This window comes from Tenebrionibacter intestinalis (assembly GCF_016632365.1).
Taxonomy (GTDB): domain Bacteria; phylum Pseudomonadota; class Gammaproteobacteria; order Enterobacterales; family Enterobacteriaceae; genus Tenebrionibacter; species Tenebrionibacter intestinalis.
In genome coordinates, this window is record NZ_JAEPBH010000032.1 from 1 (window position 1) to 24,043 (window position 24,043).

Here is a 24,043-nt window from a genome sequence, read left to right on the forward strand (position 1 = left end):
TTACTGTAAAACCGTGGCCAATATTACTTGACCACTACACTGCTGAGACGGGAGTCAGAGCGGGAGAGTCTGCCAGTGGTTAACGCAAAGCGGGTATACCGTATTATGCGAGCCCACCATCTGCTTCCTGAGCGTAAACCTGCTGACCATCAGCAGAAGCGGGCACATAAAGGGCGGGTGGCGGTAGCTGAGAGCAACCGGCGCTGGTGCTCAGATGGCTTCGAGTTCCGCTATGACAATGGCGAAAAGCTGCGGATGACCTTCGCACAGGTCTGCTGCGACAGGGAAATAATCAACTGGGCAGCAAGTACTGGTGGTTATGACAAAGAAACGGTGCAGGATGTCATGCTGGGCGCAGTAGAAAAACGCTTCGGAAGGCAACTGCCAGCAGAGTCGCTGGAGTGGCTGACGGATAACGGTTCAGCCTACAGGGCGCATGAAACGCGGGCGTTCGCCCGGATGTTGGGGCTGGAGCCGTGTACAACAGCAGTCCGTAGCCCGGAAAGCAACGGCATAGCAGAAAGCTTCGTGAAAACGATAAAGCGGGACTACATCAGCATGATGCCGAAACCGGACAGCCAGGCAGCGGTGATAAACCTGGCGGTGGCGTTCAGTCATTACAACGAACATCATCCGCACAGCGNAAAAGGTGTCTGGATATATAGGGTCAAATCCAAATGCTCTCAGATCTCCATTTTAAATGTCATCCGATAACATGAAAGCATAATGCCCCAGCATATTGATATGCCCGTGCATCAGTGGAGATAATCGGGCGATAGTAGCAGGAAAGGTGGTAAAATAGGCCGTCGAAGTAAAGAACCTGCAACTAAGAAGCGATTGCTCATCCGACCCCAGCATTTATGGAGCCGGATTTGCAGAGGCTTTCGAGGGTAGATATATCAGGCACCAGCTGAGGATATTTCTCTGAGCCACTTTAAGATGGTGTGATCGATGGGCTTGAGTATATTCAAAATGGTTTCAGGACACCCACCTGCGATGATATTTCTTGAGGATACTCCATCAACGTTAATTATCTCATCGCGAAAGAGGGTGATTTTCGCCCCTTCAGCTTTAAGCAGTGGTGAAAAGTCATCCGCCAACTGTCCGCCAATTTGCACTGCACCGTTCTTGATGAAATCTTCCGACACGCGGGTTTTACACCACTCTCCACTCGTAATGAGATAGAGCGCTTCGAAGGAGTTGATGCCACTTGCCGCAGAACTCAAGCAGCTAATGCCGCTGATACGCGGATTGATCTCCAGGAAGTAAATCTCCTCACCTTTCACAATAAAATCTACGCAGCAGGCACCTGAAAAAGAGATGTGACTTAATAAGTTGCATAGGCGTGACTGGATATCTTCATTGAGCTGGGTTTTGAAAAAGTCGGGATGCGACACACGAATCGCATCGAAATTAGAGCACACGCCATGGATGCTTTGCCCGGTGTAGCATGCAGGCTGGAATACATAATTGCCTGGCGTGCCGATAATTTCAACGCAGCCCAGTACACCATCAATAAAAGACTCAATCAGGATGTTTCTGTGCGCATTGGTACAGAGAGTCTGCACTAAGGCGCGCTCATCGTGAATGATCTCAATACCGTGCCCCATGCAATCCCACAGTGGTTTTGCTATCAGGGGAAAAGATATGTGGCTGACTAAATCACACTCAAGTTTGCCGCCAAAATTGTCTTTTAATAGCGCCCCTTGCGTGAACTCCCGATCGAGGATTTCCCATGCTGGTGTCGGCAGAGCAAACTGTTCAAACAGCGTTTTGGTCGCACGCTTGTCGGAAAGTTTATACACTGCTTTCAACGGTCCCGGAATCGCTTCGATGCTGTTGAGTAATGTCACATCTTCAATGGTCCTTTCATTGGGGATGGACCATGAGATTACCCGCTTGACGGCTTTTACGGCGTGAGCGTTGAGGTCGATATCTCCCTCTATCGCTCCGTCGGGCGGCAAAGTCGCCATGGCTGGCTGATCCTTTAAAAACAGTAGTGAATGTGGATGGGTGCGTTTTATTTTTTGCCAGGCCATTTGCAGGAAAGGCGAGGCTTGGGTGATATCCAGTGAGCGGATGCACAGAAAAGTCGAGGTGTTCATGCGATATCGACCTTGGTAAGTTGGGATAATTCATCCATGGCTGAAAGAACCGACTGCTCATCATTGGCCGTAAAAATGGCCCATCCCAGGCGCTCAATATTGGTCGAGCCCGGTTTTACCTGTGAGTCGACCGGTGCCGTGATGCGGGTTTCGATGATCTCAGCACTCTTGAGTCTTGAGGGAATGGCGAGCGATTTAAATGTTCCTTCCACTTCCGGGCGAATAAATTGCACCGCAGAATAGCGTTTAGGCGCGGCGGGCATGAAGTCTGCGTACAGATCGCCCACTGCCTGCCTGGCATAAATGGCCAAAGGATTTTCTTCCGTGGCGAGTTCAACCAGGCGCGGAATATAGTCGCCTGCGGGTCTTGAGCAGCTTTCAATCACGCGAGGTTTACCCTGCTGATCTAACTTAACTTCGGTGTGGCTAATGCCATTGGTAATGCCGAGAGCGATGACAGCCTGTTTTGCTACTGCGAGAATTTCATCACGTAAACGCGTGTCAATAGGTGCCGGGAAAATATGCCCGGTTTCTGCGCGCGCTTTGCCAGACGTGGTGAACTTCATGGTGACGCCCCAAGGCAAATATTGGCCAGAGATAGAAATCCCTTCAACGCTAAACTCACGGCCTGGAATATATTCCTGTATAAGAATTTCGTTACTGAAGGGAATACCATGCGGGTATTCATGGGTCCATTGGGCAGCATCCTGACAAGCCTGCACCAGGTCTTTACTGTCCTCTAAAACGGAAACTCCAAACGACGCCGCATTTTCAGCGGGCTTCACCACCAGTGGATACGTCAATCCTTCAAGCGGTAATTGTTTGATTTTATCCACATTCGTTAACACCGCCTGCAATGCTGGTAGCGGACATCGCGCCTGCGAGAGTGTGCGATACATAAAATGTTTGTTTCGGCGTGCATGTGATAGCGATGCATCCGGACCGCAGAGATTAAGCTGCTGCGCCACCTCGGCGGCAATATCCGTTAAAAACTCCCAGGCCACCACAACGCCTGCCACGCCTTTGCGCTTTGATTCATCGACCAGCGTTTCAATCGCGCTTTCTCTGGCCGAAAAATCTACGAATATTGCCTCATCAATCATGGACCTGGAATTTTGCAGCATGGAGTTATAAACATGTTCTGTCGTAGCGATAACTGCATGATAGCCTAGCGAGCGAATGGTTTTTAGTAACAACTCTCCGCCCATACCAATTGGCTCGATTACCAGAATGCTTTTATTTGTCTCAATATTTGTAGCGTTCACTTATTTTTCCTCATTTAAATTTCTGAAACCCACGCTAAAAATCAAAATGGTTAGCAGTAGAAGAACAGCCCATGTGGAGTGTTTATTTAAATCAAGTAAGTAACCAAATATAGCTGGTGATAAGGTCATACCCACGGACCAGGTCATCTGAAATGCTGCCATATAACTCCCATTGTTTTTTCTGGGAGCTAAGTTGATGCACAGCATATTAGCGGCGGGAGTTGAGAGAATTTCCGCCAGGCTATAAATCAACATAGCAATAATTAATATTGTGCAGGTCACTAGTTTATTTTCTAAAGTGATACTTGCCAGCCAAAAAAGCACAAAGGAAAAAATGTTAAAAAAATAGGACCATTTAATATTTTTTACCGGATCATGATTTTTCGTCCATGAGGCAACATGTGTGCTTAACCCCGCCACAATCACCGTATTAAGAATCACCAGACTTCCCGATAAAAAGGGTGAAAGACCTAGTTGCTCTGTGACATACACCACGATAGCCAGCGGGATCACCATCGCGGCCAGTACCAAACCAAAATTGACGATAAGGAGCCGACGATAGGTTGTGTCAGCAAATACCCGTTTTAAACTGTGCTTCTCCGTGTCTCCGGCATCATATGTTTTTTCCTGCGTGTTTGTGGGTTGCCATATCAACAACGCCAGGCAGGATAAAAAGAACAGTAATGCGGCGGAAATAATAACCAGGTGTAAACTTTCACCCGAATTAATTTCCAACGCTAGTGATGTAAAAAAGGTGCCTAAGCCAAGTCCGATATTACGTATAGAGGCAATTAATCCGAACCAGGTTTTTGTACCGCTGTTGCCTGAGGCTAATGTCACCAATCCCCGATTACTGGTCCAAAAAATATGTACCCCTGTCTGTGTGAAAAACTGTGTCAGTATGATCGTTATGGGGTCTCTGGCGAAAAGACACATAATAAAACCCATACCACTAATAAAATCACCATAGATTGACAATTTCTTCGGGCCTAATTTATCCAGTAATTGACCAATTAATATGGGCGCCATAGAGGACAGCGTGCGACCAATAGCAATTGATAATCCAATGACAGATAAGCTAAGCGTCGTAGTCCGATTAAAATAGATCATCATAAACGCCATGATCAAACCACTTCCCGTTGCATTGAGAACGGTGGACGTCACAAAGAGTTTGGAACGATTTATATTGGGTACAGATACTTTAAATATATTTTCCACGCAGAGACCTTTCAGAACTATGCCGTTAGACTACAGGCAATAGAACTTTGCATATTAGTAAATGACTGGAAGAATTCCGGTGAGATATTTTTAATTCTTTCCAGCGTGTTTTGCGATTTCCATTTGCGACTTAAATATTCCAGAGCTGCAATATGAAAATCTGTTTTGCCCAGATCATGGAGATAGTTATTAATGATATTTCGCTCCACGTTCAGCTTTAACGCACTATAAATCTTCATTAATATGGCGGCGTTTCTGAAGAACGGATCCTGAATTCGTTTATCTATTTCTGTTGCCTTGTTGAACTCTCCTGCTCTTACACACCGTTCGGCTTCAAAGACCTGCTTTAACACCCCATCCAGCTCGTCAACCCCTATGGTAATAGAAGTGGGTTTAATTTTGCATTCGTACAAGCTGAGCGGGCGGTTTAAACCGGCAATCTTCTTTGCTGTGGCATAGTGCCGGGAATAGATGTGGAAAGTGCCGACATACCACGATAGCTTACCCACTTTCCATCCCAACGTATTGGCTATAATCTCATGCAACACGCTCCATTCAAAGAAATTGATGCCACTGAATCCCCAAATAGCGTCATTGGCGCGTACCGTAACATGCAAATCAACACAACCATCGCGCTGAATAAAATGCAGCCAGTTATTGCAAGGCACGTCTTTGGTCTGCTGGTAATCGCTTTCGGGATCGAAAATATTCATCACTGCACGCTTGGTGAGCGGATCTTCTTTGAAACGTTTTACGACCTCTTGCAACTGATCAACCTTGCCTTTCCAGTTACGTAACCTTGGCCCGTAAGCCGCTCGCCAGGTCAACTTATCATCGGAGAAATCTTCTGCACGAGGCAGGTAATGATTTAAAAAGGCGAGGTCATTGCGACCAGAAAGCACCCATAATGTTTCAGCCACTTGGGCGAATACATTGTTATTACGATAAGGCAATACCAAGAAGCGCTCGGTGGGATGCTGTATTTTAGTCAACGTCGATAAAACTTCCATTTGTTCCTGATCACGCGATCCTACGCGCATACCATTGTTCAGAATATTATCCAGTATATTTACCAATGCCGCGGTGATATTACGATTCATGATGTGCCTCATAGCCTAACTTCACCATTTCTATTTCTATGATGTGATATGCCTCTTCAACATTTTCATATTCGAAATGACGACAGCCTTCACTGCCTGAAATCATTGCTGAGACTGATTTTTCTCCACGTTTATACAGCGTAATTACCGGAATGCGCCAAATGTTGGCGTAGGCAATTTCATAGCCTACGCCCAGACTTGGCGTAGTAACTTCAGCGACCAATACCTGAGAATTTCTCAGCCAATATAAATCCCTATCGTGAATAAACTTATCACTTAAAAATGACTGCCCCCCAACAGATAAATGGTAATCACCGACGTGCTCGGTGAGTACTTTTCCGTAATCTTTCAGTTTATTAATCAATTTTGCATAAGTGGGAACATCATCTCTTCCCGCTCTAATTGATCCAGCAAAATAAATGCATAATGATTTTTCAGCGACAAAATCACCAGCAAGAGTATGTACTACTTCACTCATTACATTTCTCCATATAATAAAGTAAAGATCACGACGAATGCCAACGTTCGTCATTCGATATATTAAAATTAATAGGCGTTTTATATCCTTTAGGGTATTAAAACGTGTGAAAATATGTTGTACCAATTTTTTCCACCCAAGCATGAGATAAGACTAAGTTGGGAACTTTTTATTGTAAATATAAGTAAGCGTACTTACACTGAGGAAAAAAAGTCATTAATACGGGGTTGGGATGGAAAGCTTTCGGAGCATCAATGCCTTTGTTCATGCGGCGGAACTCAGCAGTTACGCCGCTGCCGCCCGCGTGCTGGGCATTTCACCTTCGGCGATTGCCAAGGGTGTCGCCCGGTTGGAAGACGATCTTGGGGTACGGCTGTTTCATCGCACCACTCGCAGTATTGGCTTAACAAAAGAAGGGCACGTTTTTTATGAGCGGTGCAAATTCATTCTGAATGAGATTCGCAACACCAAGGCGCTGATTGCCGAGACGCGCGCCTCGCCAAGAGGAAAACTACACGTCAGTGTGCCGCAGATATTTGGTCATTCGCTGCTGATGCCCCTGCTCCCGAAGTTTTTGGCGCAATTTCCCGATGTACAACTGGATATCGATTTTGAAGATCGCGTGGTTGATCTGATTGCCGAAGGCATCGACGTTGCCGTACGCAGCGGGGAACTGGCGGACAGCAGGCTGGTTGGCAGGAAGTTAGGCGAGCAATATTTTGTGGTATGCGCGAAACCAGCCTACATTAAGGCGCATGGCTTACCCGGCACGCCAACCGATCTGTTAGATCACTACTGCATTCATTTCAAGTATCCGTCCAGTGGGCGTATTGCCGCCTGGTCATTTGTTAAGCCCTATGAAAATCTGGATTTGCCACGCAATCTGATTTTCAATAATACCCATGCGGGCTTGCGCGCCGCAGTGGATGGATTAGGTGTGGCGCATCTTCCGGTATACGTTGCTGAGGAAGCCTTCCAACAGGGGTTACTGATTCCTCTCCTGACCGACTTTATGTTGCCGCTGGGTGCGATGACGCTGATTTGGCCCTCAAACCGACACCTCTCTCCAAAAGTCCGAGCCTTTTCGGATTTCATCAGCAGTGAACTGGCGGCAGGAAGATATTTTTCGCCAAAGAACTGAGCGCCATTGCCGACTTTTTGGCGTGATTAACAAAATAGGTAATTTTTCCGTGTCGATGAATGCTATCAGCATCAATCAGAACCTTGCCCACAGCATTATAGACTGCATCAACATGTAGAATTTTTTCTGCGTGTAACCATGGTACAGCTACCTTTTTCGAAGGGCATAGTGACGTACAGTGGCTGTTGTTACGCAGGCGACGCCCGCTGACTGATATTTGTTCGAAGACTGCTATCGAAAGAAACCGCGCGCGCAGGTCTGGACCCGCCTCCCCGGGGCTGACAACATCGCAGCCCCATCAGCACGCCTTGCGCCTCTCATACAGAGGCTACGCTTTTCACACGCAAGGCTGTAACCGTTACCTATCAAACGGCCTGGCTTTACGCCCGCCCAGCGCTGCCGCGTTCAATCCGAAACACCGCAACGGCCTGCTTCAGCCGCTCGGCCTGCTCTTCCAGCGCCACGGCAGAGGCCGCGGACTCCTCCACCAGCGAGGAGTTTTGTTGCGTAACGGTATCAATCTCTGACACAGCAATACTCACCTGGCTAATGCCGCGGCTTTGCTCCTCAGACGCCGAGGCAATTTCGTTGATGATTTTATTGACGTTATCAATCTCCTGCACGATGTTGTTCATCGTTTCGCCTGCATCCTCCGCCTGTTGTGAACCGCAGGCAACCTGGCTGACCGAATCATCAATGAGAATTTTAATCTCTTTCGCGGCCTCGGCGCTGCGCTGCGCCAGGCTACGCACCTCGCTGGCAACCACTGCAAAACCGCGCCCCTGTTCACCGGCGCGCGCGGCTTCAACGGCGGCATTAAGCGCCAGTATATTCGTCTGAAAAGCGATGCCATCGATCAGATTGGTGATATCGGCAATTTTTTGCGAGCTGCTGGCGATGCCGTTCATTGTCATGACCACATTCCCCACCGCAAGGCCGCCCTGGCGCGCCGTTTCTGACGCCACAAGCGCCATCTTACGCGCCTGATCGGCGTTATCCGCATTTTGCTTCACAGTCGCAGTGAGCTGTTCCATGCTGGCGGCCGTTTCTTCCAGCGCGGCGGCCTGCTGTTCAGTGCGGGCAGACAGAGAGCCATTACCGGCAGAGATCTCCTCCGACTTCGAATAAATCGCCTCGGCGCCGCGACGCACATCGCCAACGGTCTGGATCAGCGCCGCCTGCATTTCACGCAGGCTGTCAGCCAGTTGTCCCATTTCATTAGTGCCTTCAACCTCAATTTTTTTCACCAGATCGCCACGGGCAATACTGCGAATATTTCCGATAAGCTGCTTAAGGGGTCGAATAAGTATGCCCTGGAAGCCATACCAGACCAGCGCCATCACCCCGACAATAACCACAAAGATAATGGCCAGTATCCCCATCGCTAACTTCAATGCATTTAACAATTCATCCTTTGCTAACTGGTAAACATGGGTAATTTCACGTTGAAACTCATCATGGCTCTTTTTTAAACTGTCCTGATGTTTCTGCGTCGGCTGGGCAACCACGCCGTCAAGATCGCCCGCCTTCAGCATCTGTCCAAACTCCGTCAGCACCGCATCATAATTGCTGAATTCAGATAACACTTTTTCAACCGTAGCCGCATTGATACGCGGATCGCGCTCAATCTGTTTGAATGTTTTCATATCTTCTCTGGCTTCGCGCAGTGAAACCTGCGCGCTTTCTACCAGTTCAGCAAGATTGGTTACCGTTGCGGGATCGTGCTTTTGCATCATCAAACGCAATGAGGCCCGGCTTAAATTGATACGCGCCTGCAGCAACGACGCCCAGCCTTCATTCAGGAGCGACTGCTGCTGGTTTATCATCTGTAACTCTGTAAGATTTGCGCCATCTTCCTTAACCGTTTTGTAGAAAAATACCGCGGAAACAATCTGAAGTAAGCCAAACAACACCAGTGCCGCCATCAGGCTGCGTATTACCGTGATTCTTTTTAACATAGTCTTTCCCATTACTATCGCCGTTTTAACCCTATTTCGGCGGTAGTTACTCAAACTTGCTTAACAATTAAAAAAACCTAAGCCAACTTACGTTTCACTTAGAAAACACAAAGTTACTTCCTTTAAGCAACGCTTAACGACCGGGGATTTGACGAGCGCCGTTTTTACGCCCGGCACGGGCCAGAGCAGCGCATGCTTTATGTTTTCGTTGGGGGTTAGTCTCACGCGGCAGAGGTAAAAAAAGCGAGCCGATGGCGCGCCCAGTTTGTTGACCAAAAAGGAAAAAACGGGGTTTTTCCTTCTTCGTGGTAAGCAGGCGAAAATCAATGCACTGATTTTCCTTATTTTTTATTGTATTTCATCTATCCTGTCTGCGACAGGATGGGGTTTGTCAGCCGTTTCAGCGCGCCCAGTTTGTTAACCAAAAAGGAAAAAACAGGTGTTTTTCTTCTTTGTGGTAAATTGCGTTACATCCATTCTGTCTGCGTCAGAATGGGGCTTGTCGGCACTCTCAGCGTGCCTGGGTCAGGTGGGATTTTCCGGACTAAACAATTTCAGCCCGGAAAGCGCGAAAACCCATGCGTTGGTTTTCGGCCGTTACCGCCAAGCGGGCAAAGCTACGTTTTGCCCGCTTTGTCAACACGATAAAGCGCGGTGGTTACGCGCCTTTTTTAGCGGCCTGGATATAAAGCATTTCCAGCGCAAGCGTGGCGGCCGCCAGCGCTGTAATATCTGACTGGTCGTAAGGCGGCGCTACTTCCACCACATCCATACCCACAATATTCAAATCTTTCAGGCCGCGCACCAGCTTAAGCGCACGGTCAGTAGTCAGCCCGCCGATAACGGGAGTACCGGTACCCGGCGCATGGGACGGATCGAGGCAGTCTATATCAAAGGTCAGATAGGCTGGCATATCACCGACAATCTGTTTTACCTGCGCCAGTATGTCGTCCACGCTGCGGTCATTTACCTGCGGCGCGCTCAGTACGGTAAAACCATTATCTTTATCGAATTCGGTGCGAATACCAATCTGCACCGAATGCTTCGGGTCAATAAGTCCCTCCTGCGGCGCCGTCCAGAACATTGTGCCGTGGTCGAATTCGCAGCCGTTAGAATAGGTATCGGTATGCGCGTCGAAATGCACCAGCGCCATTTTGCCAAAATGTTTCGCGTGGGCGCGCAGCAGCGGCAGCGTCACGAAATGATCGCCGCCGAAAGAAAGCATGCGTTTGCCGGCAGCCAGCAATTTTTCCGCATGGGCCTGCAAATTTTCGCTCATTTCACGCGCATCGCCGAAGGCGTACACCAAATCGCCGCAGTCCACTACGTTTAGACGCCCGCGCATATCAAAGTCCCACGGGAAACGACAGTGTTCCCATGCCAGGTTCGTGGACGCCTGACGAATCGCGCCCGGCCCGTGGCGGCTGCCCGCACGGCCAGACGTCGCCATATCAAACGTAACACCGGTGATAACCCAGTCAGCATCGCTGTCGTAAGGCTGAAAATTCAGCGGTAAACGTAAAAAACCAAACGCGTTGGAAACCAGAGAGTTATCGTACTGATGGCCTAAGGTGCTCATGAACCGCCCTCCTGAAAAGGATGTTGCATGGCCCGGAACGTTTGTACAGCGGCGCCAGGCTTATATCAGCCGGAAAACCATCACAACAGCATCCGGGCCGCAACGCTTACCGGGGATAAAAAAAACCCCTCCGCGTCGTTAACCCGACGAGGAAGGGAGTGGATTTAGTGCGGGTATCTGCAAACGCGGACACCGCAAATATATTGTTCGCGGATTATCACCTTAACGATCGCCGCGTTCAAGCGCCGCGCGCTACTCGTCTTCGAGATACGTGTAACCGTACAGCCCTGCTTCAAACTCCTCCAGGAACTGTTGCTGTAGCGCCTCATCCAGGCCAGTTTGTTTAACCTGATCGCGAAAGCGGGTCAGCAGCGTATCCGGATCGAGCTGCACGTAGCGCAGCATATCGGCCACGGTATCCCCTTCGTCGGAAAGCTCCACTTCCGCTTTCCCCTCTGCGAAGACAAAAACGTTTACCGCCTCAGTGTCGCCGAACAGATTATGCATGTTACCCAGTATTTCCTGGTATGCGCCCACCATAAAGAAGCCCAGCAGCGGCGGGTTATCCGGATCGTAATCCGGTAACGGCATCGTCGTGGCGATGCCGTCGCCATCCACGTAATGATCGATAGCGCCGTCGGAATCGCAGGTGATATCCAGCAGCACGCCGCGCCGGCTCGGCGCGTGGTTCAGCCCTTCCAGCGGCAGTACCGGGAACAACTGATCAATCCCCCAGGCATCCGGCATCGACTGGAACAGCGAGAAGTTAACGTACAGTTTGTCCGCCATGCGCTCCTGAAGTTCATCAATAATCGGCCGATGGGCGCGGTTCGACGGATCGAGCTGCTTTTGAATTTCATGGCACATATTCAAATAAAGCTGCTCGGCCCATGCGCGCTGATGCAGGCTATAGGTGCCTGCCGAATAGCCGGTATGGATATCGTGCAGATCCATTTGGCTATCGTGTAGCCATTCACGCAGCGAGCGGCGGTTATCCGGCTCGTGCATCTCCTGCCAGGTTTCCCACATGCTTTGCAACGCGCGCGGCGCGTCGCCTTCCGGCGCCTGAGAGACAGTATATTCGTTACGCTCCACGCCAATAACATTAGACACCAGCACCGTATGGTGCGCGGTTACGGCACGGCCTGATTCGGTAATAACCGTCGGATGCGGCAGCCCGTTTTCTTCGCAGGCGTCTCCGATAGCCCAAATGATATTGTTGGCATACTCATTCAAACCATAGTTGACAGAGCAGTCTGACTGCGAGCGCGTACCTTCATAGTCCACCCCCAGGCCGCCGCCTACGTCAAAGCACTGAATTTTTACGCCCAGCTTGTGCAGTTCCACGTAAAACCGCGCCGATTCACGCACGCCTGTCGCGATATCGCGGATGTTAGCCATCTGCGATCCCAGGTGGAAATGCAGCAGTTGCAGGCTTTCCAGCCGGTTCGCCGCGCGCAGCTTCTCAACCAGTTGCAACACCTGCGTAGCTGCCAGGCCAAATTTGGATTTTTCGCCGCCCGAAGACTGCCATTTACCCGATCCTTGCGAGGCCAGACGCGCGCGCACGCCAAGCCGCGGCACCACATTCAGGCGCGCGGCCTCTTCCAGCACAAGATCGATTTCAGTCATTTTTTCAATAACCAGATAGACCCTGTGCCCCATTTTTTCGCCGATGAGCGCAAGGCGAATATATTCGCGATCTTTGTAACCGTTGCAGACAATAACGGAACGCGTCATACCCGCATGGGCCAGCACTGCCATCAGCTCAGCTTTGGAACCCGCCTCCAGCCCCAGCGGTTCGCCGGAGTGGATCAACGATTCGATAACGCGGCGATGCTGATTAACCTTAATCGGGTAGACCAAAAAATAGTCGCCGTTATAGCCATAAGATTCGCGCGCGCGGCGAAACGCCGCGTTGATGGAGCGCAAACGATGCTGCAGAATCTGCGGGAAACAGAACAGGGCAGGCAAGCGCTGCCCCTGCGCCTCACGCGCTTTAACAAGCTGCGCAAGATCGACGCGCGCTTCAGGCTGCTCAGGATCGGGGCATACCGTAATATGGCCCAGTTCATTCACGTCATAATACGCGTTGCCCCACCAGGCAATATTATAAGTGCGCAGCATTTTGCTGGCTTCCTGAGAACGCATTGCCACCTCCTGCATTGAACGCAGTGTGCTCTGTTCGCCTGCTGACGAACCTGAAAAAGAAGACATATCGTCAGACATTGCGAACCTCGCTGTTGCCGTCATATTTAAAATAGTTCACCACTATCGCAGGGGATATTTGCGATAACAACCCAATTAATGCGCGCCTTAACAGCATAAGTTGCTGTATAGCGCACCATAATAATGGTTCCATGTTCATCTCAGTGTAAAACACGCCTACCGTGCCGCCACAGCGAGCACGGAAATATCGGGAGCGCATTTTTCAAACGCGCAGCGGCTGAAATTTCAGCGTACCGACACAACGCCGGCCCGTGAATCCGGCGATGCGCAGGGGCATAAGGGCCGCTGATTGCAGAAAAACGAAATAACGGAGGGGGACGCGGCAAGCACGCCAGGACGGCGTAATGCGTCAAAGAAATCACTGCGGTATATCATCGATCGTATCACCTCCACGCTCCGCAGGCCGGTAAACCAGCGCAGGAATGCGGTAGCGTTAAGCAGTCAATTACGTGTCCCGATCGTGCGGAAAAGTAGGGTATTTCCGGCAGCGGCCGTGCTGCGCCGTTTATACCGACAGACGGCATAAAAAGCAAAATAAAATATGCGCGCCCGTCCGCTTTCCTCCACGGGCTGCCGGCAAAAGTTTTTCACAATATGTCTCAGGCCAAAAATCGCTGGTAATCCCTTTATGGATTAACCTAAAATAGACGTCCAGAAGTTAATCCATCTATACCGATTAACATTCAGACTGCCCGTGGCTTTACTCGCACAAAACTCTCTTTTGGACTTCCTGCTACGAGGGTTTTTTGACGTCGCAGTCCATCTTACTGATTTCCTTTAGGGTGAAGAAAACATGGCTAAACACCTTTTTACGTCCGAGTCTGTATCGGAAGGGCATCCCGATAAAATTGCTGACCAAATTTCTGATGCGGTGCTGGACGCCATACTGCAACAGGATCCAAAAGCGCGCGTTGCCTGTGAGACTTACGTAAAAACAGGCATGGTGCTGGTAGGCGGTGAAATCACTACCAGCGCCTGGGTCGATATCGAAGAAATCACCCGTAATACCGTGCGTGAAATCGGCTATGTGCATTCCGATATGGGCTTTGACGCTAACTCCTGCGCCGTGCTGAGCGCCATTGGCAAGCAGTCTCCCGATATCAACCAGGGCGTTGACCGCGCCGACCCGCTTGAGCAGGGCGCAGGCGATCAGGGCCTGATGTTTGGCTATGCCACTAACGAAACCGACGTGCTGATGCCGGCGCCTGTCACCTACGCGCATCGCCTGGTGCAGCGCCAGGCGCAGGTACGTAAAAACGGCGCCCTGCCGTGGCTGCGCCCGGACGCCAAAAGCCAGGTCACTTTCCAGTACGACAGCGGTAAAATTGTCGGTATCGACGCCGTAGTGCTGTCTACCCAACACGCGGAAGATATCGACCAGAAAGCGCTGCAGGAAGCAGTGATGGAAGAAATCATCAAACCGGTGTTGCCCACCGAATGGCTTAACGCGTCCACCAAGTTCTTTATCAACCCAACCGGGCGTTTTGTTATCGGCGGCCCAATGGGCGACTGCGGCCTGACGGGGCGTAAAATCATCGTTGATACCTACGGCGGCATGGCGCGCCACGGCGGCGGCGCGTTTTCCGGCAAAGATCCGTCGAAAGTTGACCGTTCTGCCGCTTATGCCGCGCGCTACGTGGCAAAAAATATTGTTGCCGCAGGGCTTGCCGATCGCTGTGAAATTCAGGTGTCTTATGCCATTGGCGTAGCCGAGCCGACGTCTATCATGGTTGAAACCTTTGGCACTGAGAAAGTTGCGCCTGAACAACTGACGCTGCTGGTACGTGAATTCTTCGATCTGCGTCCGTATGGTCTTATCCAGATGCTGGACCTGCTGCATCCTATCTATAAAGAAACGGCCGCCTACGGCCACTTTGGGCGCGAGCATTTCCCGTGGGAAAAAACCGATAAAGCCGCGCAGTTGCGCGACGCCGCCGGCCTGAAATAACCGTTTTTTACGCAGTCTTCGGGCTGAACCCTTTCGGCCCGACATGACGGAAGTATCAATTCGTTGATTTTCGGCTGTAAACCCTATCGGGCGACACATCCTGGCCGTTTTTTTTCATGAACCTGAAAGCCAGCGTCACGCTGGCTTCAGGTTGTTGACAAAGAAGAAAAAAACGGTTTTTTTCCTTCTTTGTGGTAAGCGGGCGAAAATCAATGCGTTGATTTTCCTAATTTTTATTGTGTCCCCTCCAACCTGTCTGCAACAGGACGGGGTTTGTCAACCGTCTCGCTTTTTTATATTTTGTCAACACAGCCCACGCACACGGCTTCCCGGCTATAACGCATTACCTCCGCACAGCCGTTTTCTCAGCGCAGCGAACAGGCTTCACTGAACAAACCGCTGCCTGCCGATTCGCCCCTCGCCTGTTTTAACCTGGAGGACTCTGATAATTCACTTGCCCCCGCAGCCCGGGGTACGTAACAACAGCGATACGCTATAGTTTCTGTCTATATTCTTTATGTTTTTTGGTTGTCGGCAATCGCTCATCGTAATAAGCCGGCACGGCATAATACCGCCGAAAATGTAATCGATTACAAGCCAAAAAGGACGGCCTTTTATTTGCTCGTTTATTCTGCCCGACACAATGCCGCCAATAATCTCGGCTTTCTTCAGCTTCTTCTGAAAGCGGGTACAAAACTAAGTCATTAACTGCCTGTATTTCAGGCTATGCGCTACAAACCCTGTTTCACCCTTTATGTAACCGATTACATCACCGTGATAGCCATCACAAAAACTTATCTATCCCTTACTTAACCTTTACGCTGAAAAATGTAATAACCCAACCGGAGGGGCATATGCCTGACAATAAGAAACATGGGAGTTCAAACAGGACCATCACTTTTTTTGTCTGTTTTCTCGCTGCTCTGGCGGGTTTGCTGTTTGGTCTTGATATCGGCGTCATTGCCGGCGCGCTGCCCTTTATTGCGCATGAATTTCAGATTTCCGCGCACCAACAGGAGTGGGTGGTCAGCACAATGATGTTTGGGGCCGCCGTCGGCGCGGTCGGCAGCGGCTGGCTCTCTTTCCGCCTTGGGCGTAAATACAGTCTGATGACAGGTTCAGTGCTGTTCGTCGTAGGATCGCTGGCCTCTGCGTTTGCGCCTAATGTAGAAGTGCTGTTCATCTCGCGCGTACTGCTGGGGCTGGCCGTCGGCATCGCGTCCTATACCGCGCCGCTCTACCTGTCCGAAATAGCCCCCGAGCGCATTCGCGGCAGTATGATCTCCATGTATCAACTGATGATAACCATCGGGATTCTGGGCGCGTACCTGTCGGATACCGCTTTTAGCTACACCGGCGCATGGCGCTGGATGCTGGGTATTATCACCCTTCCAGCCATACTGCTGCTCATCGGGGTATTCTTTCTACCAGACAGCCCGCGCTGGTTTGCGGCCAGACGCCGCTTTCATGACGCGGAACGCGTACTGCTGCGCCTGCGCGATAGCAGCGCCGAAGCCAAACGCGAGCTGGAAGAAATTCGCGAAAGCCTCAAGGTAAAACAGACCGGTTGGGCGCTTTTTCGCGAAAACCACAATTTCCGCCGCGCGGTCTTCCTGGGCGTTCTACTACAGGTAATGCAACAGTTTACCGGCATGAATGTGATTATGTATTACGCGCCAAAAATCTTTGAGCTGGCAGGCTACAGCAATACCACGGAGCAAATGTGGGGCACGGTGATTGTCGGTCTGACGAACGTGCTGGCGACGTTTATCGCCATCGGCCTGGTTGACCGCTGGGGGCGTAAGCCGACGTTGATTCTGGGCTTTATCGTCATGGCGTCAGGCATGGGGATTCTGGGTACCATGATGCATACGGGTATCGCCTCGCCTGCCGCGCAGTATTTCGCCGTGGCCATGCTGCTGATGTTCATCATCGGCTTCGCTATGAGCGCAGGCCCGCTGATTTGGGTGCTGTGTTCTGAAATTCAGCCGCTGAAAGGGCGCGATTTCGGCATTACCTGCTCCACGGCCACCAACTGGATTGCCAATATGATCGTGGGCGCAACCTTCCTGACAATGCTCAATACGCTGGGCAACGCCTGGACCTTCTGGGTATATGCAGGGCTTAACCTGATCTTTATCATCCTGACGCTTGCTTTAGTACCTGAAACTAAACATGTGTCGCTGGAACGCATCGAGCGCAATTTAATGAAAGGACGGCCGCTGCGTGAAATCGGCGCTAATCTTTGATTTTATTCATGGAGGAGCCGCAACGGCTCCTCCGGTTGTCGGCAAAGAAAAAATGGCTTTTTAGCCTCTCAGTGTTATCGCAAAAGTTCAATTCATTGATTTTATTAATTAATTTCCTTTCGTTCGGGCCAAACCCGCTTGCACGCGTGTTTATCGCCCCTTTCCCGCGCCGCGACAACGCCTATTTATTCATCACGCGCCAGCCTGATAAGGAAGCCGTTTCCCGGCCAATCACCAGATTGAAAAATAAAGTGTTTACGGGGCATTAACCTCCCGGTAAACAGACACACTATAAATTAGCCAGGATTAACCAGGAATAACTTCGACGTAGACTGCTTTTTTATCGTAAGTAATGTTTATCATCTGGAAATTGCAAATACAGGCTTGCACAATCTTTAATATTATTGTTAATTGGGAAGCGGCTCTGCGCAATGGAACCTTTTGTGCATAACCCGGCCTGGTTGGTCCAGGTTTACCGTCAAAAAAACCGGTAACTATCACGTACATTCAGATATACTGACGCAAAATTATGCGTGCAGGTTACCCCAACTCCGATAAGCAACGAATAATATTATAATGATGGATATCCAGAAGCGATCCGAACAGTTACGTAACCGATGCGAACAGTTCAAAAAAATGGACAAATTTTATGATGCTGTTGCCCTGCATTATCAATTGAATCTCGATATCTACAAAATGCAGCCGCTGTTCTATAAAATAATCCTCCAGGAATCTCGTTATAATATCGTACAGGCTATTTGCTGTGTAATTTTTGGCCGTAAAGCCAATTCCGTCTCACAAATTAAAGAAATTTTTGACAAGTACAAAATAGCCAGCCCCAACAGCGTTATCGCTATCATTGCGCTGCTGAAGACGACCGGCAGGCTCAGTACCTGGCGTGACGACAGCGACCGGCGCAAGGTGTTGCTGGAATCCACGGAAAAAGGCATTCAGGATCTGAAGTTTTATCTCCGGGGAGGATTCGCCCCTCTTAACCTACTTTTTCCTGAACTGGAACTGCATGAAGATCTGCTGGACGACGAACAATCACGCTGCTCGTTTTTCAGCCGTGCTACTGACATGATGTTTAACGGCATCGTCTACCGTAATATTTTGCCCGACTCAAGCGTATTTCTTGATAAAGATGGCGGGCGTATGATTATGCTCCATCTCTGGCTCAGGGCGAGAAAAGAAAGTCAGGAAAATCGCATCACGCTGGAATATTCACAGAAGAAGCTGGCAAAAGAATTTGCAGTTTCCCGTACGCATATTCGTCGGCTATTTCTTGACGCGCTGGATAATGGTTTATGTGAAATTCATGAAGGAAGCCGTATTACTCTATTACCTGCTTTTTTCGATCTGGTAGAAAATTATTCAGGGATTTATTTTGCCTGGGTACTGGATTATTTAAACATTCATCCGGCATCACTAATTTCGGGCGAGAAATAACCGTTGCCTGCTTAAGAAAAAAACATATATCAGGTTGTTTATATATTTTATAAACGCCTGAGAAATTATGTCCCTGAAATGATTTTTACGCTTCTGAATGAGCGCGCTTTACGGTAGATAAAATTAAAAGCGCGTTATAGCTGTCAGCACGATGCCGAAGGTTCATCGGCCTCCCCTGAGATTCGCCCGACCCATCGCAGTCGTAAGAGCATGGTTAACGCGCCAGCCGCGCTACCGCCCGGTTACTGCGCGTAGATCTTCGCGCAGCCGACGCCAGTCTTGACGTAGCTTAGCCACTCGCACTGCGGGTAAAACGCCGGGTTCGCATTCAGGCCATTTAACTCTCTGCGCCCCACCGGTTCACTCATACAAAAAATGAAGCGTTGCCAAAAATAACGTTTGCCGGATAAAAAAACGCATAATGAGGTCAGACCATTCACAGGGTTATAATTTTATCCCCACCCACTAACGCCGCCGAACGAAAGCATTCACAGCATCGGCGTTTAACGCACAGAATATAAACTTACGTCCCCAACGCGCGCCCGGTTTAATTCGACATCAAAGTGTCCGTTAAAACAAGAACATTCCCGGTTTTTCCTGTATTTACTAATTTATTGATAATAAAAGATATAAGCTGAGCGAACCTCTGCGCGCCCTGCTTCTTTATTTCTCCGGCAGCTTTCATATTACGTGTTCCGTTAGTCTGTGGTAAAAATCATCGTACCGGCTCAGGGCTTGTACCGGATAACGAACCTGACTATTCTCTGGTGCATGAAAACACTCCGTATTCCTGTCGCCGTACAGCAGGCCATTATGCGTAGCCTGCGCGGCAAGCTTATGCTCGCCTGCCAGCAACTTGAGCGAGACTACCCCGAACCTAAAATCACCTTTAACCAGCGCGGCTGCGCGGCCGGCACGGCCTGGCCGCACAATAATGAAATACGGCTAAACCCGATCCTGCTGATGGAAAATCAGCAGGCATTTATTGATGAAGTGGTGCCTCACGAACTGGCGCACCTGCTGGTATGGCAACATTTTGGCCGCGTCGCGCCGCATGGCAAAGAGTGGAAATGGATGATGGAAACCGTACTGGGCGTTCCCGCCCGCAGAACCCATCGCTTCGCTATGGACTCCCTGGCGCGTAAAACCTTTCCCTACCGCTGTAAATGCCAGGATCATCAGTTAACCGTGCGCCGCCATAATCGCGTGCAGCGCGGCGAGGCGGAATATCACTGCATTCATTGCGGCGCTTTGCTGATACCTCAAAGCATTTAGTAACACTTTTTAGAATCTTTACGATTTAATGGATTGAAAGGCGTTAAAAAATACTTCAGTATCCGCGGCTCGCTTTTTCACGCAGACTGAAATACCACTATGTATCGCAACGTCGTTTTCGCGGCCCTGGGGTTTTTATTTGCCGGCAACAGCAACGGCGCCAGCTCGCTAGCTATTCACAACTTTACGCAGGCCAAAACCGCCAGCGCGAAAATTAATGCCGATGCGCCCGGCAGTTTTTACTGCGGCTGCAAAATCAACTGGCGAGGCAAAAAAGGAATACCCGATCTGGCCTCCTGTGGCTACCAGGTCAGAAAAAATGCACATCGCGCCGGACGTATTGAATGGGAACACGTTGTCCCCGCCTGGACATTCGGCCATCAGCTACGGTGCTGGCAAAACGGCGGTCGCAAAGCATGTAAAAAAGATGCGCGCTTTCGCAAAATGGAAGCCGACCTTCACAATCTTCAGCCTGCTATCGGCGAAATCAACGGCGATCGCAACAATTTTATGTTCAGCCAGTGGAACGACGCAGGCGGGCAATACGGCAATTGCGCGATGAAAATAGACTTCAAAGGTAAACGCGCCGAACCTCCCGCCGCCGCCCGCGGCGCCATCGCCCGCACCTGGCTTTACATGCGCGATACCTGGCAACTTAAACTTTCACGCCAGCAAACCCAACTGTTTCATGCCTGGAACAGGCGCTATCCTGTGTCCGCCTGGGAGTGTCAACGCGACAGGCGTATCGCGCAGCGTCAGGGCAACCACAATCCTTACGTGCAGCAGGCCTGTCGATAGCCGGCCATCGGCGATAAACGCTGTCGCGCCGCGATCGCCACAGCCGGGAATTCGACCGCCTGTAACCGGTATAGCCTGAATTTCGCCGGGCCAGGCGGCCTGCAAGTCAGCCGTATATTTTCAGGTAATGACCAGGACGGGTAAAACGGCTAACATACGCAAATATTCGCCGCTGCTTGCGCCCGCTATATAAGCCAGCGCGGCTGGCTTAACCGGAGCAAACCTTTATCTGCGCAAACGGGTATTCTCTGCCTGATGAAGGCGCTGGAGATAGCCGCACCGCGCCTTACCTAACCAGATCGGAATTGTTATGCGTATTCCCCGCATTTATCACCCAGAGCGTCTTGGCGTCGGTGACGAAATCACGCTCGACGATGACGCCGCTAATCATGTCGGCCGCGTGCTGCGTATGAGCGCAGGCCAGTCATTGCAACTGTTTGACGGCAGCAACCAAATATTTACCGCCGGGATCGTAGCCGCAGATAAAAAAAGCGTACAGGTCAAAGTGTTGACATGCGCGCCGGAAAACCGGGAATCACCGCTGGATATCCATCTTGGGCAGGTGATGTCGCGCGGCGAGAAGATGGAGTTTACTATTCAGAAATCTATTGAACTGGGCGTAAACACCATCACGCCGCTGCTCTCAGAGCGCTGCGGCGTTAGGCTCGATGCTGAACGCCTCGATAAAAAGCTGCAGCAGTGGCGTAAAATCGCTATCGCCGCCTGCGAACAATGCGGCCGCAACCGTATCCCGACGATCCGCCCGGCAATGGCGCTGGACACTTGGTGCGCCGAGGCGGAGGATGGGCTGAAACTCAATCTACATCCCCGCGCCAGCCACAGTATTAATACGCTGCCGCAACCGGTCAAACGGGTTCGGCTGCTGATAGGTCCGGAAGGGGGGCTGTCGGCGCAGGAAATTACCCGCACGGCAACCCACGGTTTTACCGATATTTTGCTGGGGCCGCGCGTACTGCGTACAGAAACCACTGCGCTCACCGCCATCACTGCGCTACAGGTGCGGTTTGGCGATTTGGGTTGAAGGAGAAAAGAATGATCAAGCTCGGTATTGTGATGGATCCTATTGCATCCATCAACATTAAAAAAGACTCCAGTTTCGCCATGCTACTCGAAGCGCAACGCCGCGGCTATGCGCTGCACTATATGGAAATGTCGGATCTTTATCTCATCAACGGCGAGGCTCGCGCTCGCACGCGGACATTGAGCGTGGAGCAGAATAACGATAGCTGGTATGCCTTCAACAGCGAGCAGGATCTGGCGCTGGCGGATCTCGACGTAATTTTGATGCGTAAAGATCCGCCGTTCGACACGGAATACATTTACGCAACCTATATCCTTGAGCGCGCAGAAGAAAAAGGCACGCTGATTGTCAACAAACCGCAAAGCCTGCGTGACTGTAACGAGAAACTTTATACCGCCTGGTTTGCCGAACTGACCCCGCAAACGCTGGTGACCCGTAGCAAAGCGCAGTTGAAAGCCTTCAGAGAAAAACACGGCGATATCATTATAAAACCGCTGGACGGCATGGGCGGCGCATCCATTTTCCGCGTAAAACAGGACGATCCCAACCTGCCCGTTATCGCAGAAACGCTGACGCAGCACGGCACGCGCTACTGCATGGCGCAAAACTACCTGCCGGCGATTAAAGATGGCGACAAACGCGTGCTGGTCGTTGATGGCGAACCGGTGCCTTACTGCCTGGCGCGGATCCCACAGGGCGGCGAAACGCGCGGTAACCTGGCGGCCGGCGGTCGCGGCGAACCGCGCGCGCTCAGCGAAAGCGACTGGGCCATTGCCCGCCGCGTCGCGCCAACGCTCAAAGAAAAAGGGCTCATTTTTGTCGGCCTTGATATCATTGGCGATCGTCTGACCGAAGTGAACGTCACCAGCCCTACTTGCGTGCGTGAAATTGAGGCTCAATTCCCGGTTTCGATCACGGGTATGTTGATGGACGCTATCGAAAAGCGTCTGGCGAAATAATATACTGCCGATCGGCGAACGCGCGAATAAGCGTAAAGTATTTCGCCTACAGCGCCGCAGCGCCAGGATTTGGCTGCTGCGCATTCACTCAATACACTGAACGCCAGGCGCCGTCCCGCGCGGCGTTTTTTACCGGGATACTGATTTCTGATAATGAATTTACAGCACCATTTTCTTATTGCCATGCCTTCATTGCGGGACCCGCTATTCCGGCGCTCGGTTGTCTATATCTGCGAACACAACAGCGAAGGGGCGATGGGGCTTATTATAAATAAGCCGCTGGATATATTGACTATTGAAAGCGTGCTGGAAAAGCTCAGGATCCAACCAGACAGCCGCGACGAAACGATTCGTCTCGACAAACCGGTATTTATCGGCGGGCCGCTGGCAGAAGATCGCGGCTTTATTCTCCACAGCCCGCCGGATACGTTCGACTCCAGCATTCGCATCTGCGACGACACCATTATTACTACCTCACGCGACGTTCTGGAAACGCTCGGCACGCCAAAGCAGCCTGCAAACGTTATGGTGGCGCTGGGCTACGCGTCCTGGTCGGCGGGGCAACTGGAACAGGAGCTATTGGACAACGCCTGGCTTACCACACCGGCAGATCTAAATATCCTCTTTCGAACCCCCGTGCCAGAGCGCTGGCGCGAAGCCGCAAAGCTCCTCGGCGTAGATATTTTCGCCGTTTCAGACCAGGCGGGGCACGCATAATGGCGACGGGAACACTGCTGGCGTTTGATTTCGGCACCAAAAGCATTGGCGTGGCCGTGGGGCAATATATTACCGGCACGGCGCGCCCCTTAAGCGCGCTGAAAGCGCAGGACGGCACGCCAGACTGGGAAAAGCTGGCACGCCTGCTTCAGGAGTGGCAGCCGGAAAAAGTCATTGTCGGGCTGCCGTTGAATATGGACGGCACCGAACAACCGCTGACCGCCCGCGCACGCAAATTCGCCAACCGCATACACGGGCGCTTTGGCGTTGCGGTATCGCTACAGGATGAACGCCTGAGCACCGTTGAGGCGCGGGCTGACCTGTTCAGCCGCGGCGGCTTTCGCGCGCTGGATAAAGGCAGCATCGACTCCGCGTCTGCTGTAGTGATTCTCGAAAGCTGGTTTGAAGCCCACCCCTGAACGGATATCGAAACCTGTGTTAACAGATATCCCGCATATTACATTTTCCAGGCGAACAAGCGCGCCCTGGCTTCGCGCCACGCCGGCATTGCTGGCGCTGTGGCGTTTATTAAC

General features: G+C 50.9%; 19 protein-coding genes and 1 pseudogene. 12 read left to right on the forward strand and 8 right to left on the reverse strand.

All coding sequences use genetic code 11. The annotated features are described in order from the left end of the window. Nucleotides 1–36 precede the first annotated feature (36 nt). Nucleotides 37–714: pseudogene (locus tag JJB97_RS12505) on the forward strand (DDE-type integrase/transposase/recombinase); the annotation flags it as partial. 185 nt (nt 715–899) lie between these two features. On the opposite strand, the gene JJB97_RS12510 reads toward JJB97_RS12505, so the two are convergent. Genes JJB97_RS12510 through JJB97_RS12530 form a run of 5 tightly spaced genes read right to left on the reverse strand, consistent with a single transcriptional unit; the run spans nt 900 to nt 6,166 of the window. Then, complete coding sequence (locus JJB97_RS12510) at nt 900–2,105, reverse strand: ATP-binding protein (protein WP_238714337.1); 1,206 nt, start codon at nt 2,103–2,105, stop codon at nt 900–902. Further along, the gene (locus tag JJB97_RS12515; RefSeq protein ID WP_238714338.1) at nt 2,102–3,370 is read right to left on the reverse strand and encodes an ATP-grasp domain-containing protein; all 1,269 of its coding nucleotides are present in this window, start codon (nt 3,368–3,370) and stop codon (nt 2,102–2,104) included. The genes JJB97_RS12510 and JJB97_RS12515 overlap by 4 nt, the downstream gene beginning before the upstream one ends. Then, nucleotides 3,371–4,588 (reverse strand): MFS transporter, encoded by a 1,218-nt coding sequence (locus JJB97_RS12520; RefSeq protein ID WP_238714339.1) that lies wholly within the window; start codon nt 4,586–4,588, stop codon nt 3,371–3,373. It abuts the gene before it with no gap. 17 nt (nt 4,589–4,605) lie between these two features. Further along, on the reverse strand, nt 4,606–5,688 hold the full coding sequence (locus tag JJB97_RS12525) for a thymidylate synthase (RefSeq protein ID WP_238714340.1): 1,083 nt from the start codon (nt 5,686–5,688) through the stop codon (nt 4,606–4,608). Continuing rightward, on the reverse strand, nt 5,678–6,166 hold the full coding sequence (locus tag JJB97_RS12530) for a nucleoside 2-deoxyribosyltransferase (protein WP_238714341.1): 489 nt from the start codon (nt 6,164–6,166) through the stop codon (nt 5,678–5,680). Before JJB97_RS12530 ends, JJB97_RS12525 begins: the two co-directional genes overlap by 11 nt. Before the next feature lie 232 nt (nt 6,167–6,398). Between JJB97_RS12530 and JJB97_RS12535 the strand changes: the two genes are divergently transcribed. Then, complete coding sequence (locus tag JJB97_RS12535) at nt 6,399–7,307, forward strand: LysR family transcriptional regulator (protein ID WP_238714342.1); 909 nt, start codon at nt 6,399–6,401, stop codon at nt 7,305–7,307. A gap of 380 nt (nt 7,308–7,687) precedes the next feature. Here JJB97_RS12535 and JJB97_RS18645 read toward each other — a convergent pair whose 3' ends face one another. From JJB97_RS18645 to speA, 3 genes are all read right to left on the reverse strand, one after another. Next, a complete protein-coding gene (locus JJB97_RS18645) occupies nt 7,688–9,265 on the reverse strand; it encodes a methyl-accepting chemotaxis protein (protein ID WP_317978224.1) in 1,578 nt (525 codons plus the stop codon). Nucleotides 9,266–9,923: 658 nt separating this feature from the next. Beyond that, on the reverse strand, nt 9,924–10,844 hold the full coding sequence (speB, locus tag JJB97_RS12550) for an agmatinase (protein ID WP_238714343.1): 921 nt from the start codon (nt 10,842–10,844) through the stop codon (nt 9,924–9,926). 252 nt (nt 10,845–11,096) lie between these two features. Further along, complete coding sequence (gene speA, locus JJB97_RS12555) at nt 11,097–13,073, reverse strand: biosynthetic arginine decarboxylase (protein WP_238714344.1); 1,977 nt, start codon at nt 13,071–13,073, stop codon at nt 11,097–11,099. A gap of 793 nt (nt 13,074–13,866) precedes the next feature. On the opposite strand from speA, the gene metK reads away from it, so the two are divergent. The 10 genes from metK (at nt 13,867) to ruvX (ending at nt 23,929) form a co-directional block, all read left to right on the forward strand. Then, a complete protein-coding gene (metK, locus tag JJB97_RS12560; RefSeq protein WP_238714345.1) occupies nt 13,867–15,021 on the forward strand; it encodes a methionine adenosyltransferase in 1,155 nt (384 codons plus the stop codon). A gap of 821 nt (nt 15,022–15,842) precedes the next feature. Then, nucleotides 15,843–17,270, forward strand: a complete 1,428-nt coding sequence (locus tag JJB97_RS12565; protein WP_263457958.1) for a sugar porter family MFS transporter — start codon at nt 15,843–15,845, stop codon at nt 17,268–17,270. An 8-nt stretch (nt 17,271–17,278) separates the two neighbouring features. Beyond that, on the forward strand, nt 17,279–17,539 hold the full coding sequence (locus tag JJB97_RS12570) for a hypothetical protein (protein ID WP_238714347.1): 261 nt from the start codon (nt 17,279–17,281) through the stop codon (nt 17,537–17,539). A 367-nt stretch (nt 17,540–17,906) separates the two neighbouring features. Next, nucleotides 17,907–18,719 carry a MarR family transcriptional regulator gene (locus JJB97_RS12575; RefSeq protein WP_238714348.1) on the forward strand — a complete coding sequence of 271 codons (813 nt, stop codon included), beginning with the start codon at nt 17,907–17,909 and terminating at the stop codon, nt 18,717–18,719. A 771-nt stretch (nt 18,720–19,490) separates the two neighbouring features. Beyond that, nucleotides 19,491–19,994, forward strand: a complete 504-nt coding sequence (locus tag JJB97_RS12580) for a SprT family zinc-dependent metalloprotease (protein ID WP_238714349.1) — start codon at nt 19,491–19,493, stop codon at nt 19,992–19,994. A gap of 99 nt (nt 19,995–20,093) precedes the next feature. After that, nucleotides 20,094–20,792 carry a deoxyribonuclease I gene (gene endA, locus JJB97_RS12585; protein ID WP_238714350.1) on the forward strand — a complete coding sequence of 233 codons (699 nt, stop codon included), beginning with the start codon at nt 20,094–20,096 and terminating at the stop codon, nt 20,790–20,792. Between the two features lie 310 nt (nt 20,793–21,102). Beyond that, nucleotides 21,103–21,834: a 16S rRNA (uracil(1498)-N(3))-methyltransferase gene (gene rsmE / locus JJB97_RS12590; RefSeq protein WP_238714351.1), complete on the forward strand. Its 732-nt coding sequence runs from the start codon at nt 21,103–21,105 to the stop codon at nt 21,832–21,834. A gap of 11 nt (nt 21,835–21,845) precedes the next feature. Then, a complete protein-coding gene (gene gshB / locus JJB97_RS12595; protein WP_238714352.1) occupies nt 21,846–22,793 on the forward strand; it encodes a glutathione synthase in 948 nt (315 codons plus the stop codon). A 153-nt stretch (nt 22,794–22,946) separates the two neighbouring features. Further along, nucleotides 22,947–23,510, forward strand: a complete 564-nt coding sequence (locus JJB97_RS12600) for a YqgE/AlgH family protein (protein ID WP_238714353.1) — start codon at nt 22,947–22,949, stop codon at nt 23,508–23,510. Next, nucleotides 23,510–23,929 (forward strand): Holliday junction resolvase RuvX, encoded by a 420-nt coding sequence (gene ruvX, locus JJB97_RS12605; RefSeq protein ID WP_238714354.1) that lies wholly within the window; start codon nt 23,510–23,512, stop codon nt 23,927–23,929. Before JJB97_RS12600 ends, ruvX begins: the two co-directional genes overlap by 1 nt. Nucleotides 23,930–24,043 lie beyond the last annotated feature (114 nt).